Origin of the sequence: Streptomyces sp. NPDC096079 (assembly GCF_040303145.1) — a bacterium.
Classification (GTDB): Bacteria; Actinomycetota; Actinomycetes; order Streptomycetales; family Streptomycetaceae; genus Streptomyces.
Map to the genome: position 1 here is coordinate 309954 of NZ_JBEOST010000008.1, position 13493 is coordinate 323446.

11 protein-coding genes are annotated in these 13493 nt (G+C 73.2%); 3 read left to right on the top strand and 8 right to left on the bottom strand.

Annotated elements, in window-relative coordinates:
* Positions 1-137: 137 nt before the first annotated feature.
* Complete coding sequence (locus tag ABTY59_RS19225) at positions 138-1628, bottom strand: DNA-binding protein NsdB (protein WP_352020161.1); 1491 nt, start codon at positions 1626-1628, stop codon at positions 138-140.
* Between the two features lie 231 nt (positions 1629-1859).
* On the opposite strand from ABTY59_RS19225, the gene ABTY59_RS19230 reads away from it, so the two are divergent.
* From ABTY59_RS19230 to ABTY59_RS19240, 3 genes are all read left to right on the top strand, one after another.
* Complete coding sequence (locus tag ABTY59_RS19230) at positions 1860-2987, top strand: aminoglycoside phosphotransferase family protein (RefSeq protein ID WP_352020162.1); 1128 nt, start codon at positions 1860-1862, stop codon at positions 2985-2987.
* 462 nt (positions 2988-3449) lie between these two features.
* The gene (locus ABTY59_RS19235) at positions 3450-5381 is read left to right on the top strand and encodes an N-acetylmuramoyl-L-alanine amidase (protein ID WP_352020163.1); all 1932 of its coding nucleotides are present in this window, start codon (positions 3450-3452) and stop codon (positions 5379-5381) included.
* A gap of 159 nt (positions 5382-5540) precedes the next feature.
* Positions 5541-7739, top strand: coding sequence for a terpene synthase family protein (locus tag ABTY59_RS19240; protein WP_352020164.1), 2199 nt, complete (start codon positions 5541-5543; stop codon positions 7737-7739).
* A gap of 53 nt (positions 7740-7792) precedes the next feature.
* On the opposite strand, the gene ABTY59_RS19245 is transcribed toward ABTY59_RS19240, so the two are convergent.
* From ABTY59_RS19245 to ABTY59_RS19275, 7 genes are all read right to left on the bottom strand, one after another.
* Complete coding sequence (locus ABTY59_RS19245) at positions 7793-8158, bottom strand: RNA-binding S4 domain-containing protein (RefSeq protein WP_352020165.1); 366 nt, start codon at positions 8156-8158, stop codon at positions 7793-7795.
* 15 nt (positions 8159-8173) lie between these two features.
* Positions 8174-8674, bottom strand: a complete 501-nt coding sequence (locus tag ABTY59_RS19250; protein WP_024757478.1) for a hypothetical protein — start codon at positions 8672-8674, stop codon at positions 8174-8176.
* A gap of 242 nt (positions 8675-8916) precedes the next feature.
* Positions 8917-9327, bottom strand: a complete 411-nt coding sequence (locus ABTY59_RS19255; RefSeq protein ID WP_352020166.1) for an ACT domain-containing protein — start codon at positions 9325-9327, stop codon at positions 8917-8919.
* A 32-nt stretch (positions 9328-9359) separates the two neighbouring features.
* Positions 9360-10526, bottom strand: a complete 1167-nt coding sequence (locus tag ABTY59_RS19260) for a thiolase family protein (protein WP_352020167.1) — start codon at positions 10524-10526, stop codon at positions 9360-9362.
* A complete protein-coding gene (locus ABTY59_RS19265; RefSeq protein ID WP_352020168.1) occupies positions 10519-11577 on the bottom strand; it encodes a thiolase family protein in 1059 nt (352 codons plus the stop codon). Before ABTY59_RS19265 ends, ABTY59_RS19260 begins: the two co-directional genes overlap by 8 nt.
* A complete protein-coding gene (locus ABTY59_RS19270) occupies positions 11574-12536 on the bottom strand; it encodes a Zn-ribbon domain-containing OB-fold protein (protein WP_352020169.1) in 963 nt (320 codons plus the stop codon). Before ABTY59_RS19270 ends, ABTY59_RS19265 begins: the two co-directional genes overlap by 4 nt.
* Positions 12537-12584: 48 nt before the next feature.
* Complete coding sequence (locus tag ABTY59_RS19275; protein ID WP_352020170.1) at positions 12585-13385, bottom strand: crotonase/enoyl-CoA hydratase family protein; 801 nt, start codon at positions 13383-13385, stop codon at positions 12585-12587.
* Positions 13386-13493 lie beyond the last annotated feature (108 nt).

The window sequence follows — 13493 nt, forward strand, 5'->3', positions numbered from 1 at the left end:
CGCTCGCGACACCACGGCGGGAACCGCCGAGGGAATCGCTGACGGGTGTCTCCTGAACCTTCCCGCCCCACGGACGGACCCACGGACGGACCTTCCCGCCCCACCGATGAGCCTTCCCGCCCCACGGACGGGGCGGCTCAGGCCTGCCCGGTCCGGGGGCGGTTGACGGGCGACCTGGGGAGGGCCAGCTCGATCTCCTCCCGCAGGCTCTCGATCCTCGAATAGCCCGCGTACTGGCCCGTGAGCCGGTACATCTCGCGCAGCCGGTCCCAGGTCCGGTGGGACGAGGTGTCCCCCATGGACATGAGGGCGAGCCGCGCGTACCGGTCGGCCTGCTCCGGGTCGTCGGCGATGAAGCAGGCCGAGGCCAGCGAGATGTGGTCGAAGAGCTTCGACCGGTCGTGCCCGCCGCGCCGCAGCTCCAGGGCCAGCTTGGCGTGCCGCTGGGCGGGGATCGCCGCCGTCGGCTCGTGCTCGGCGAGGGTGCGGTAGGCGAGGGCCTGCATGCCGTGCATGTCGGCCTCGTCGAAGTTCTGCATCCAGCTCGGCTTCTCGTCCTGCCGGTCGGACACGAACAGCTCCTCGGCCTCGCCGAGGGTGCGCCGCATGGCCTGCCCCCGTCCCATCGAGGCCTGCGCCCAGGCCTCGATGGTGTGGAACATGGCCTGGGTGCGGGGCAGCACCCGTTCGCCCGAGCCCTCCTTGGCGAGCTTCATCAGGTCGAGGGCGTCGTCGGGGCGGCCCAGGTGCACCATCTGGCGGGCCGCCCGGGAGAGCGCCTCGCCGGCCCTGGGCCGGTCGCCGCCCTCGCGGGCCGCGTGGGCGGCGATGACGAAGTACTTCTGGGCGGTCGGTTCGAGACCGACGTCGTGGGACATCCAGCCCGCGAGGACCGCCAGGTTGGCGGCGACGCCCCACAGGCGCCGCTGGAGGTGGTCGGCGTGACGGTAGGCGAGCATGCCGCCCACCTCGTTGAGCTGGCCCACGACCGCCTTGCGCTGGAGACCGCCGCCCCGGGAGGCGTCCCAGGCACGGAACACCTCCACCGAGTGCTCCAGGGCCTCGATCTCCTCCGACCCGATGGGGGCGGCCTCGTAGCGGTCGAACCCAGCGGGGTCGGCGTGGAGGGGATCGGTGGCCCGCGGGGCGGCGCCCTTGCGTGCGGGGTCGGTCTGGAGCCAGTCGTGCATGGCGTTGCTGAGTACGGAGCCGGCGGCAAGCGCGGCACCCGCGCCCACCAGGCCGCGTCGGTTGAGCATGAGGTCCATTCCCGTGAATTCGGTGAGGACCGCAGCCGTACGATCGGGTGCCCAGGGCAGCCGGTCAGGGTTCTCCGTCTTCCTGACGTCCTGCTTCTTTCCGGCGCGCCCGTGTCGTACGAACCCGAGGTCCTCGATGGTCACGACACGGCCGAGTCGCTCGGTGAACAGTGCTGCCAGCACCCGGGGGACGGGATCGCGCGGGGTCTCGCCCCGGTCGATCCACCTCCGCACCCGCGAGGTGTCGGTCGCCAGCTGGGGGTGGCCCATGGCCGCCGCCTGCCGGTTGACCAGTCTCGCGAGTTCGCCCTTGGACCAGCCGGCCAGGCCGAACAGGTCTGCCAGGCGGGTGTTGGTTTGCTCGGTCACGTCTAAGCCCCCAGGTTCTCGGCTGAGTTGACACTAACCCCCTGTCATAGGCCTGGCGACAATTCGCCAGGCTTCGCCAGGGTGCGCGAGATGTTCCGCCACCCGCGCCCGGGTGTCAGGTAGGAACGCGCCACCCCGCCCCGTCGACCGGCCCTCATTCCCCAGGGTGCGGACCGGGGGCGGGCGGGGCGACGCACGCAACTCGTCGGCACACGAAGGGATCTGTCCTCCATGTACACAGCATCGTCCTCCGTGTCCGCCCCGCCCCGGCCGCAGCACCGCGTCGTCCCCGCCGGCGCCGGACCGTACCTCGCCCCCGCGCCGCAGGCCGTCCGGCCGCGGCGCTGGGCGGGCGGCACCGGTACCCAGCCGGTCAGCGGACGCATCGATCTGTCCGGCCCCCAGGGGGCGCAGTTGAAGATGGCGATCGCGTCGGTCCACCGGATCTGCCCGGAGTTCAACCCGGTGCAGGTGCTGCGGCGCAGCGGCCGTTCCGTACTGATCGTCGGGACGACCGGGCGGGCCACGGCGGTCGCGAAGTGTTTACTGGACCACTCGCCCGCCTGGGTCGAGCGGTTCCGGCACGAGATAGCGTCCTACCGCTCCTTCGTCCGTCACCGTCCGCCGGTGCGGGCGCCGCGGCTGATCGCGGCGGATCCGGAGAACTGCACGCTGGTGATCGAGCGGATGCCCGGACGGGCGGCGGCGCTGTCGCGCCACCCCGTCGAGGCTCCGCCCCGGGCCGACGTGCGGGCCGCGCTCGGCGCGATCGCCCGGCTCAACGCCTGGCGGCCGCCGGCCGGGACCTTCGACGCCCCGCTGGACTACGGCGCCCGGATCGCGCGCTACCACGAGCTCGGTCTCTTCACCGACCGGGACCGGGACGACCTGCAGAAGCTGCTGCACGGTCTGGCGCACGCCGGCGGCCGGCAGGGCATGGGCCAGTTCTGTCACGGTGACGCCCTGCTGTCCAACATCCTGCTCTCGCCCGCCGGACCGGTCCTCGTCGACTGGGAGCACGCCGGCTGGTACCTGCCGGGCTACGACCTCGCGACCCTGTGGGCGGTGCTCGGTGACGCGCCGCTCGCCCGGCGGCAGATCAGTCAGCTCGCCCAGCAGGCGGGCCCGGCCTCTCGGGACGCCTTCCTGGTCAACCTGATGATCGTGCTGACGCGGGAGATCCGCACCTACGAGACGGCGGTGCAGCGCACGATGAAGGAGGCTCCGCCGGCCGGTTCCGTGCCGGTCCCTTCGGGGACGCTCGCGCCCGGCGAGGAACAGCGGCTGCTGCTGAGGCGGCTGCACGACGACTGCGCCATGGCACGGCGGGCCGTGCGCGCGGCGGTCGGGACGCGCTGAAGGGGCGGGCCCGACCGACCACACGGGGGCGGTGCGCCGTGAGCCCGGTGCCGACACACCGGGACGCGGCGCATCGGCTTGTCCGCCTCCCTGGCCCTCCCTGTCCCTCCCTGTCCCGCGGTACGCCGGTACGCCGGTACGCCGGTACGCCGGTACGCCGGTACGCCGGTACGCCGGTAGCAGGGAAGCCGGAAGCAAGGGAAGCCGGACGGGCCGAACGCCTCCATTGGTCCACTCCAGTGACGCGTCCCAGGCCCGGGACCCGTCTCGGCGAAACTCCGCCACATGGCCTCCATTCCCGTCCTGACGTGGGAACTTCCTTTTGCGCAGGTGTGATTGACGAGACGTCCGGGAGCCGATACCCCTGTACGGGTTCGGCCCCGCACGCCCCCGTGTCACCCCCTGCCTCTGGAGGCTGCCTTGCTCCGTTCCGCGTCCCGCAGACGTCCTTCACCGATCCGAGTGCCGGGGGCGGTGGGCGCCCTGGCGTCCGTCGCCCTGCTGGTCCCCCTGCTGTCCGCCGCGCCGCCCGCCGGCGCAGACGTCCCCGAGGCGGGTGTCCTCCAGGAGCAGTTCGCGCGGGCCGCCGAGCGTCAGGGCGTGCCCGAGAGCGTGCTGCTCGCCGTCGCGTACCTGCAGTCGCGGTGGGACACCCACGGCGGTGCGCCGAGCGTGACCGGCGGCTACGGGCCGATGCACCTGACGGACGCGGCGACCGCGCTCACCCGGAGCGCCCCGCACCACTCGGAGGGCGAGGAGGACGCCCGCGGCGACTCCTCGCGCCCGGCCCGCACGGCGGGCGACGCCCCCGTGCCCGCTCCGGCCGACCTGCCCGGGCGGCTGCGGACCCTGGAGCGGGCGTCAGCGCTGTCCGGGATCCCCGCCGAGGAGCTGCGTACCGTACCGGCCGCGAACATCGAGGGCGGGGCGGCGCTGCTCGCGGCGGCGCAGCGCGAGGCCGGCCTGCCGGCCAGCGCGGACCCGGCCGACTGGTACGGGGCGGTGGCCCGGTACTCGGGCGCCGACGACTCGGCGACGGCGGCGACGTACGCGGACGACGTGTTCGACGTGATCCGGACCGGGGAGACGCGGACGACGGACAGCGGGCAGGTCGTCACGCTCCCCGCCGCCCCGGCCGTCAGCCCCGTCACGGGTCAGGTGGCGGCCCTCGGGCTGCGCCGGCCCGCCGACGGTCCCGTGGAGTGCCCGGCCTCGGTGGCCTGCGAGTGGGTCCCCGCGCCGTACGAGGAGTTCGGGGACGGCGACTACGGCAACCACGACAAGGCGAACCGGCCGGTCTCGCAGTCGGTCGACTACATCGTGATCCACGACACCGAGGCCGACTGGAACACCACGCTGAAGCTGGTGCAGGACCCGACGTACGTGTCCTGGCAGTACTCGCTGCGCTCCTCCGACGGGCACGTCGCGCAGCACGTGCCGCTGAAGGACGTGGCCTGGCACGCGGGCAACTGGTTCGTGAACGCCAAGTCGGTGGGTCTGGAGCACGAGGGCTTCCTGACCTCGCCCGACTCCTGGTACACGGAGGCGATGTACCGGTCGTCGGCGCGCCTGGTGCGGTACATCGCCGCCCGGTACGACATCCCGCTGGACCGGCAGCACGTCCTGGGCCACGACAACGTGCCGGGCACGGTGACGTCCTCGATCAAGGGCATGCACACGGACCCGGGGCCGTACTGGGACTGGGCGCACTACTTCCGGCTGCTCGGACGCCCGATCACGCCGAGCGCGGGTCCGCGCGCGGGCGTGGTGACGATCCGGCCCGACTACGACACCCACCGGCCGGTCTACACGGACTGCGTGACGGCGGGGCAGGCGTGCGCGCCGCACGGCAGCGGTGCGGTGCGCCTGCACACCGCGCCGAGCGCCGACGCGCCCCTGGTGAAGGACATCGGTCTGCGGCCGGGCGGGCAGGACTCCACCACCGGTGTCAACGACACGGGGGCGCGGGCCTCGACCGGGCAGAGCTTCGCGGTGGCGGAGCGCCGGGGGGACTGGACGGCCGTCTGGTACCTCGGGCAGAAGGCGTGGTTCTCGAACCCGGTGAAGGAGCCGACGGCGGTGAACGCGCGGGGCCTGGTCCTGACGCCCCGGGAGGGGCTGGCGGAGGTGCCGGTGTACGGGCGGGCGTATCCGGAGGCCTCGGCCTATCCGGCGGGCGTGCCGGTGCAGTCGGTGTCGCCCCTGCCGTACAGGCTGCTCGCCGGTCAGCGGTACGTGGTCGGGGGCCGCACCCCGGGCGAGTACTACTTCGCGCCGGTGTTCGACCCGAGCGGGCACACGGTCGTCCGGGGCCAGGAGGAGTACTACCAGATCCAGTTCGGCCATCGGGTCGCCTTTGTGAAGGCCTCTGACGTGCGGGTTTCCAAGGCCTGACGGAGAGTCGGCCGAAAGGTGCGGGGTGGTGCCGGGCGTGGGGTCCGGCACCACCCTTCCGGCGTTCATACGACTATTCGGGAGGCCGCGTGCGCCACCCGGGCGACGGGTAAGGCTGGGCCGGTCAGAGCCCCAGCTCACCGGAAGGCCCTCCAGGAAATGCCTCAGCCCTTCGTTATGCCGGATTTCTATGTTCCGTATCCGGCACGGCTCAATCCCCATGTGGAGGCCGCCCGCACGCACACGCGTGACTGGGCGCGGGCGATGGGGATGCTGGAGGGCTCGGGGGTCTGGGAGGAGCACGACCTCGATTCCCACGACTACGCGCTGCTCTGCTCGTACACGCACCCGGACTGCGACGAGGACGTGCTGAACCTCGTCACCGACTGGTACACCTGGGTCTTCTTCTTCGACGACCACTTCCTGGAGGTCTTCAAGCGCACCCAGGACCGGGCGGGCAGCAAGGCCTATCTGGACCGGCTGCCGCTGTTCATGCCGGCGGACCCGGCGGTGGGCATGCCCGAGCCCACGAACCCCGTCGAGGCGGGCCTCGCGGACCTCTGGCGGCGGACCGTCCCCTCGATGTCGGCGGGCTGGCGGGTGCGGTTCGCCGAGGCCACGGAGCACCTGCTGTACGAGTCGCTCTGGGAGCTCGACAACATCAACGAGGGACGGGTCGCCAACCCCCTGGAGTACATCGAGATGCGCCGCAAGGTGGGCGGCGCGCCCTGGTCGGCCGGGCTCGTCGAGTACGCGGCGGGGGCCGAGGTCCCGGACCGGGTGGCTCACTCCCGGCCGCTGCGGGTACTCAGGGACGCCTTCTCGGACGCCGTGCACCTGCGCAACGACCTGTTCTCGTACCAGCGCGAGGTGGAGGAGGAGGGAGAGAACAGCAACGGCGTCCTGGTCCTGGAGCGGTTCCTCGGCTGCACGACCCAGGAGGCGGCGAACGCCGTCAACGACCTGCTGACCTCGCGGGTCCAGCAGTTCGAGCACACGGCGCTCACCGAGGTGCCGCTGCTCGCCGCCGAGCAGGGCCTGAGCCCGCTGGAGTGCGCGGCCGTCGCGGCGTACGCCAAGGGGCTCCAGGACTGGCAGTCCGGCGGGCACGAGTGGCACATGCGCTCCAGCCGCTACATGAACGAGGGCATGGTCGGCGGACCCTCGCACCTGGAGGGGATCATCGGCACCTCCGCCCTCGACGTCCGCTCCCTGTTCGGGCGGCCGGCGGCGGCCCGGCACCGGGCGTTCACCCACGTGCCGCACCAGCACGTGGGCCCGTCCCTGCTGCCCGGGTTCGACCTGCCGTACCCGCTCACCGTCAACCCCCACCACGGGGAGGCGGCGCGGCACACGGTCGACTGGGCGGAGCGGACGGGGCTGCTCGACGACCTGTGGGACCGGGCGATGGCGGAGGGCTTCGACCTGGCGCTGTGCGCGGCGGGCCTCGACCCGGACGCCTCGCCCGAGGAGCTGAAGCTCAGCGCCGACTGGCTGACCTGGGGAACGTACGCGGACGACTACTACCCGGCGGTCTTCGGGCGGGCCGGCGGTCTGGCCGCGGCGAAGGAGCAGACCGACCGGCTCAAGGCGTGCGTGCCGGTCGACGAGCCGGCGGCCGGAGCGGCCTTCGCGGTGAACCCGCTGGAGCGTGCGCTCGCCGACGTCTGGAGGCGGACCGCCACGCCGATGACGCCCCGGGCGCGGGACGAGGTGCGGCGCGCGATCGACGTGATGCTCGACAGCTGGCTGTGGGAGCTCCACAACGTGCTCCAGCACCGGGTGCCCGACCCCGTCGACTACATCGAGATGCGCCGCAGCACCTTCGGCTCCCAACTGACCATGCTGCTGTCCCGGCTGCGGCAGGAGGCGACGCTGCCGCCCGAGCTCTTCCGGTCGGGCACGGTGCGCAGCCTGGAGAACGCGGTGATGGACTACGGAGCGCTCGTCAACGACCTCTTCTCGTACCAGAAGGAGATCGAGGTGGAGGGCGAGGTGCACAACGGGGTCCTGGTGCTGCAGAAGTTCTTCGACTGCGACTACCCGACCGCCGTGTCGATGGTCGACGAGCTGATGCGGGGCCGGCTGCGGCAGTACGAGAACCTGAAGCAGCGTGAGGTCCCGCTGCTCTACGAGGACTTCGGGCTCGGGGCGGCGGACCGGGCGGCCTTCGAGTCGTATCTCCGGGGTCTGGAGGACTGGCTCGCGGGCGTCCTCAACTGGCACCGGAGCGTGCGGCGTTACGGCTCCGAGGACGTGCGCGCGGGCAGCGGCAGCACGCTTCTGCGGGGCGGGCCGCGGGGGCTCGGGACCTCGGCCGCGCGGATCTCCGAGCTGCTCGGCGCCGGACCGCGCTGAGCAGACGCCGAAGGCCTCCGGGGAGCTTCCCGGAGGCCTTCGGACGGGGCGCGTCAGGGGCGCCGGCCGCGCAGGTCGTCGAGCTCTCGCCGCTCGCGCTTGGTGGGGCGTCCCGCGCCCCGGTCGCGCACGGCGGCGACGGCCACGTGCTCACGCGGCGGCGGGGGCGGACTGTTGTCCAGGTACGCCTCGGCGGCGACGGGCGGGCCGACCCGCTTGACGTGGAGCTCCTTGATCTCGACGATCCGCTCCCGGCCGCCGTGGAAGATCCGGACCTCGTCGCCGGGCTTCACGGCCTGGGCGGGTTTGACCCGCTCGCCGTTGACCTTGACGTGTCCCGCCCGGCAGGCGGCCGCGGCCTGCGAGCGGGTCTTGGTCAGCCGGACCGCCCAGATCCAGGCGTCCACGCGCGCGCTCATCGGCCCCCGTCCCCGTCAGCCCTGCTGGAACAGCTCGGCGGGCAGCGGCTTGAGCAGTGCGTACAGGTCGTCGGTGATCGGCCGGTCCCAACTGGCGATCGTCACGAGCACGTTGTCGCTGCGGTCGAACTGGACGCAGGAGATGCGGCTCTCGGAGAGCTTGAGGCGGCGCACGATGAGGAGGTTGTCGCCCTGCATGACGGGGACGTCCTCGGTGTCGAGGACCTCGACCGGCTCGTCGTTCTCCAGGGCGGCGAGGAGCTGCGCCACCTCGAAGGGGATCTGGCCGTCGGCGAGCTCGCGCGCCGGGGAGCCCTCCGGGAGGTTGCCGATGATCATCGCGGGTCCGCGGCCGCCGAACAGGTCGTAGCGGAGGAACACGCCCTGGCAGGAACCGTCGGGTGCGGGCAGCAGACCGGCGCCGAGATTGCCGGGCCAGTCCCCCGGATCCATGGCCAGGACGTCGAAGTCCGGGCCCGCGGGTGTGGCGGCGCTGCGGCGGCGGAGGAAGGACATACGGCCATGGTACGTGCCCCGGCGCACGGCGCGACGCGCCGGGCGGCCGCCTCGGGCCGGCCCCTCTCGCCAGGACTTCCGGCGGCCCGCGGTGCAGGGGCGGGGCCTGCGCCGGCGATGCCGTTCCCGGGCGGTCCGGAGCGGTCGCCGGAGCTTCGCCGGTGGGGCACGCGGTCACCCGGGGCGCCGTGCCGGTCGCGGAGGGTGCGCGCCCGGCGCCGGGCGGAGCCGGGTGCGCCGCCTCACGCGGCCGAGTCGGCCGACCTCCGCGAGAGCGCGCCCAGGAGGGCCAACGCCTCGGATGCGCGCTCGTGTTCGACGAAGAGGTGGTCGTGATGGAATCCGGCCACCACGTTGCAGCTCATGCCCGCCGCGGCGAGCTCGCCGGCGACGGCCGCCGTGAGTCCGACGGCGTCGAGCGCGGAGTGCACGCGGAGCGTGATCCGGCCCGCCACGTAGTCGTACGCGAGCCCGGCGGCGTCCGCCTCCTCCTGGCGTACGACGAGGGTGAGGCCCTCGGGTTCGGCGACGGTGACGACGGGGGCGACCCCGGCCGGGGCGGGGCCGTCCACCGTGGTGAAGACGTAGCGGCCGGGGTCGAGGTCCGGGCGCATCCCGGCGAGGAGCCTGGTCAGGTCGCGTTCCGCGTTCATGAGGGCCAGGGTAGGCGTCGTCCGGCTGCGGCTCAGCCGGTGGGCGGGGTGTCCCCGACGAGCCACATGGAGAAGAACTGGGCGCCGCCCCCGTAGGCGTGGCCGAGCGCCCGGCGTGCGCCCTCGACCTGGTGCTCGCCGGCGTCGCCCCGTACCTGCAGGGCGGCCTCGGCGAAGCGGATCATGCCGGAGGCGCCGATCGGGTTGGTGGAGAGCACCCCGCCCGAGGGGTTCACGGGCAGGTCGCCGTCGAGCTCGGTCACCCCGGCCTCGGTGAGCTTCCAGCCCTCGCCCTCCTCGGCGAAGCCCAGGTTCTCCAGCCACATGGGTTCGTACCAGGAGAACGGCACGTACATCTCGACCGCGTCGATCTGGCGCCGGGGGTCCGTGATGCCGGCCTGCCGGTAGACGTCGGCGGCGCAGTCGCTGCCTGCGCGCGGGGAGACGAAGTCCTTGCCCGCGAACAGCGTGGGTTCGCTGCGCATGGCGCCGCCGTGCACCCAGGCGGGCGGGCGCGGCGCGCGGTCGGCTCCGGCGCGGTCGGTGAGGATCATGGCGCAGGCGCCGTCGGAGGAGGGGCAGGTCTCGGAGTAGCGGATCGGGTCCCAGAGCATCGGCGAGGCCTGGACCTTCTCCAGGGTGAGATCGCGCTCGTGGAGGTGGGCGTACGGGTTCTTGAGCGCGTTGCGCCGGTCCTTGTACGCGACGAGGGAGCCGATCGTGTCGGGGGCGCCGGTGCGGCGCATGTAGGCCCGGACGTGCGGGGCGAAGAAGCCTCCGGCGCCGGCGAGGAGCGGCTGCTGGAAGGGGACGGGCAGGGAGAGGCCCCACATGGCGTTGGACTCGGACTGCTTCTCGAAGGCGAGGGTGAGCACGGTCCGGTGCACGCGCGCGGAGACCAGGTTGGCGGCGACGAGCGCGGTGGAGCCGCCGACCGAGCCGGCGGTGTGCACCCGGAGCATGGGCTTGCCGACCGCGCCGAGCGCGTCGGCGAGGTACAGCTCCGGCATCATGACGCCCTCGAAGAAGTCGGGCGCCTTGCCGATGACGACGGCGTCGACGTCCGCCCAGGTCAGCTCCGCGTCCTCCAGGGCGCGGACGGCGGCCTCGCGGACGAGTCCGGCGATCGACACGTCCCCGCGGGCGGCGACGTGCTTGGTCTGGCCGATGCCGACGACGGCCACGGGCTCCTTAGGCACGGTTGTCTCCTTCCAGGACGGCGACCAGGTTCTGCTGGAGGCAGGGTCCCGAGGTCGCGTGGGCGAGGGCGCGGTCCGACTCCCCGCGGTTGATGCGGGCGGCGGCCTCGCCCAGCCGGATGAGTCCCGCGGCCATGACGGGGTTGGCGGCGAGGGCGCCGCCCGAGGGGTTGACCGTCACGCTCTCGTCGAGGCCGAGGGCCTTGCGCAGCACGACCTCCTGGGAGGTGAAGGGCGCGTGGAGCTCGGCGGTGTCGACGGGTCGGTCGAAGGCTCCGGCGCGTTCGGCGGCGAGGCGGGTCGACGGCGAATCGGTGAGGTCGCGGACGCCGAGGGAGTGCGCCTCGATCCGGTGGTCCATGCCCCGGATCCAGGCGGGGCGCTCGCACAGTTCGCGGGCCCGGTCGCCGACGGCGAGGATCACGGCGGCGGCGCCGTCGCCGATGGGCGGGCAGTCGCCCGTGCGGAGGGGCCCGACCGCGTAGTCGCCCTGGGGGCGGGCGCCGGGCAGCTGGGCGTGGGGGTTCGTCCGCGCGGCCTCCCGGCTGCGGGCCGCGATCGCGGCGAGGGCCGGTTCGTCGGTGTCCCCGGCGTCGACGAGGGCCTGCGCCTGGAGGGCGGCGAGCGCGACGGAGTCGGGCCAGAGCGGCGCGAGGTAGTACGGGTCGAGCTGGCGGGTGAGGACGTCGCGGACGGAGCCGGGCGAGGACTTCCCGTAGGAGTAGACGAGGGCCGTGTCGGCCTCGCCGGTGAGCAGCTTCACCCATGCCTCGTAGAGCGCCCAGGCACCGTCCGTCTCGACGTGGGACTCGGAGATCGGCGGCCAGGCGCCGACGCCGTCGAGGGCCATGGTGAACGAGAAGGCGCGCCCGGCGAGGTAGTCGGAGGAACCGGAGCAGGTGAAGTCGATCTCGGAGGCCTTCAGACCGGTCTGCCGCTGCACCTCGTGCAGCACGGGCATCACCATCTCGACCTCGGAGAGGTCGTCGGTGCGCCGCCGGTGGTCGCTCTGGGCGAACGCGACGATCGCCACCTCTCGGTCCGGCGTCACAGCAGCTCCTTGTAGGTGTCGTAGTCGGCGTCGGGCTCGCCGGTGGGCCGGTAGTGGTCGGGGTAGCGGCCGTCCTCGCTCCACACGGGTTCGACGCGCAGGCCCATGCGGACCTCGTCGTAGGGGATGCCGGCGATCCGGCCGTGCAGGGCGAGTCCGGCGCCGTCGAGGGCGATGTGGGCGTAGACGTAGGGGACCTCGATGTCGAGGTTCTTCGCCTTGATGTTGACGATGCAGTAGGTGGTGACGGTGCCGCGGGGGCCCACCTCGACCCGGTCGGTGGTGGCGACGCCGCAGGTCGGGCAGGCGCCGCGGGGCGGCACGTACACCTTGGCGCAGGAGGGGCAGCGCTCGCCGACGGTGCGGCGCTCGGCGAGCCCGTGCAGATAGCGCGTCTGCGCGCGGCCGGGGCTGTACGTGTAGTCGAGGCGCGCGGCGGCGACGATGCCGGTCACCGGGGCGTCGAACCGTCCGTCGTGCGGGGCCGGTTCATGGCCCTCGGTGCTCTCGTACGGCTCGAAGCACGCGATGTCCGTGATGGCGCCGGAGCGTGCGGCGGCCCAGCGGATCCGCACCCGCATGCCCGTGCGGACGGCCTCGGGTCCGGGGGCGTCGAGGGCGTGCAGGAGCGCGGTGTCGGCGCCGTCGAGGCGGACGAGGACCCAGGCGAAGGGGGTGGCGAGGGGCTGCCCGCGCCGGGGCTCGGGGTTCCAGGCCCAGGTGGTGACGGTGCCGGTGGCGGCGACCTCGACGAGCTCGCGCAGCTCGGCGGCGGTCGCCGGGTCGTACTCGACGGGCGGGACGAGCACCTCGCCGGCTTCGGTGCGCACGCCGAGGACGGTGCGCTCGCGCAGTCCGGTGAGGAAGGCGGACTGGACGGGGCCGAGGGAACGGGTGAAGGGGAACTCCACGACGAGGGGCGCGCGGAGGGCCTCCGGCGGTGGGGTGACGGCTGTCATGGGACGGCTCCTTGGTGGGGTGGTGGGCGTGGGGGCGGAGGAGGATGGTCACTCCCGCCGGTACACCGGCGGCCGCTTCTCCGCGAACGCCCTCGCCCCCTCCTTCGCGTCCGCCGTGTCGAAGACCGGCCAGCCCCGCTTGAGCTCGGCGGCGAGCCCCTCCGTCTCGGTCATCTCGGCCGTCTCGTACACGGAGGCCTTGACCGCCTCGACGGCGAGCGGTCCGCAGGCGTTGATGCGTTCGGCGATGTCGAGGGCGGCGTCCAGGGCGGTGCCGTCGGGGACGACGCGCCCGACGAGTCCGATCGCGGCGGCCTCCTCGGCGCTGTAGGGGCGGCCGGTGAGGAGCATTTCGAGGGCGTGGGTGCGGGCGATCTGCCGGGGCAGCCGCACGGTGGAGCCGCCGATGGGGAAGAGTCCGCGCCGGACCTCGAAGAGGCCGAAGGTGGCGGAGGCGGCGGCGACCCGGATGTCGGTGCCCTGGAGGATCTCGGTGCCGCCGGCGACGCAGTACCCCTCGACGGCGGCGATGACGGGCTTGCGGGGGCGGTGGTGGCGGAGCATCGCCTTCCAGTGCAGGTCGGGGTCGGCTTTCAGCCGGTCCCGGTACTCCTCGCCCGCCATGCCCTTTCCGGCGAGGGCCTTGAGGTCCATGCCCGCGCAGAAGGAACCGCCCGCGCCGGTGAGGACGACGGAGCGGATGCCGTCGTCGGCGTCGGCCTCCAGCCAGCCGTCGTACAGGCCGACGAGCATCGGCAGCGAGAGGGCGTTCTTGGCCTCGGGCCGGTTCAAGGTGAGGACGAGCGTGGCGCCTTCGCGCCGGACGCTGAGGTGTTCGGTGCCGCCCATGGGGGTCTCCCGTCTCCAGTTCTGGAACAGGTTGCAGGAGCCGGGGGTCCAGTTCAATAGTTTTCTGACACTCAGTCAGATTCTTCTGCGCACCCCCTTCCCCCGGTG

What these genes read in the sequence shown, in the direction of transcription:
- ABTY59_RS19230 (WP_352020162.1), top strand. Translation starts at nt 1,860, where the DNA reads ATGTACACAGCATCGTCCTCCGTGTCCGCCCCGCCCCGGCCGCAGCAC.
- ABTY59_RS19240 (WP_352020164.1), top strand. Translation starts at nt 5,541, where the DNA reads ATGCCTCAGCCCTTCGTTATGCCGGATTTCTATGTTCCGTATCCGGCA.
- ABTY59_RS19245 (WP_352020165.1), bottom strand. Translation starts at nt 8,158, where the DNA reads ATGAGCGCGCGCGTGGACGCCTGGATCTGGGCGGTCCGGCTGACCAAG.
- ABTY59_RS19250 (WP_024757478.1), bottom strand. Translation starts at nt 8,674, where the DNA reads ATGTCCTTCCTCCGCCGCCGCAGCGCCGCCACACCCGCGGGCCCGGAC.
- ABTY59_RS19255 (WP_352020166.1), bottom strand. Translation starts at nt 9,327, where the DNA reads ATGAACGCGGAACGCGACCTGACCAGGCTCCTCGCCGGGATGCGCCCG.
- ABTY59_RS19270 (WP_352020169.1), bottom strand. Translation starts at nt 12,536, where the DNA reads ATGACAGCCGTCACCCCACCGCCGGAGGCCCTCCGCGCGCCCCTCGTC.
- ABTY59_RS19275 (WP_352020170.1), bottom strand. Translation starts at nt 13,385, where the DNA reads ATGGGCGGCACCGAACACCTCAGCGTCCGGCGCGAAGGCGCCACGCTC.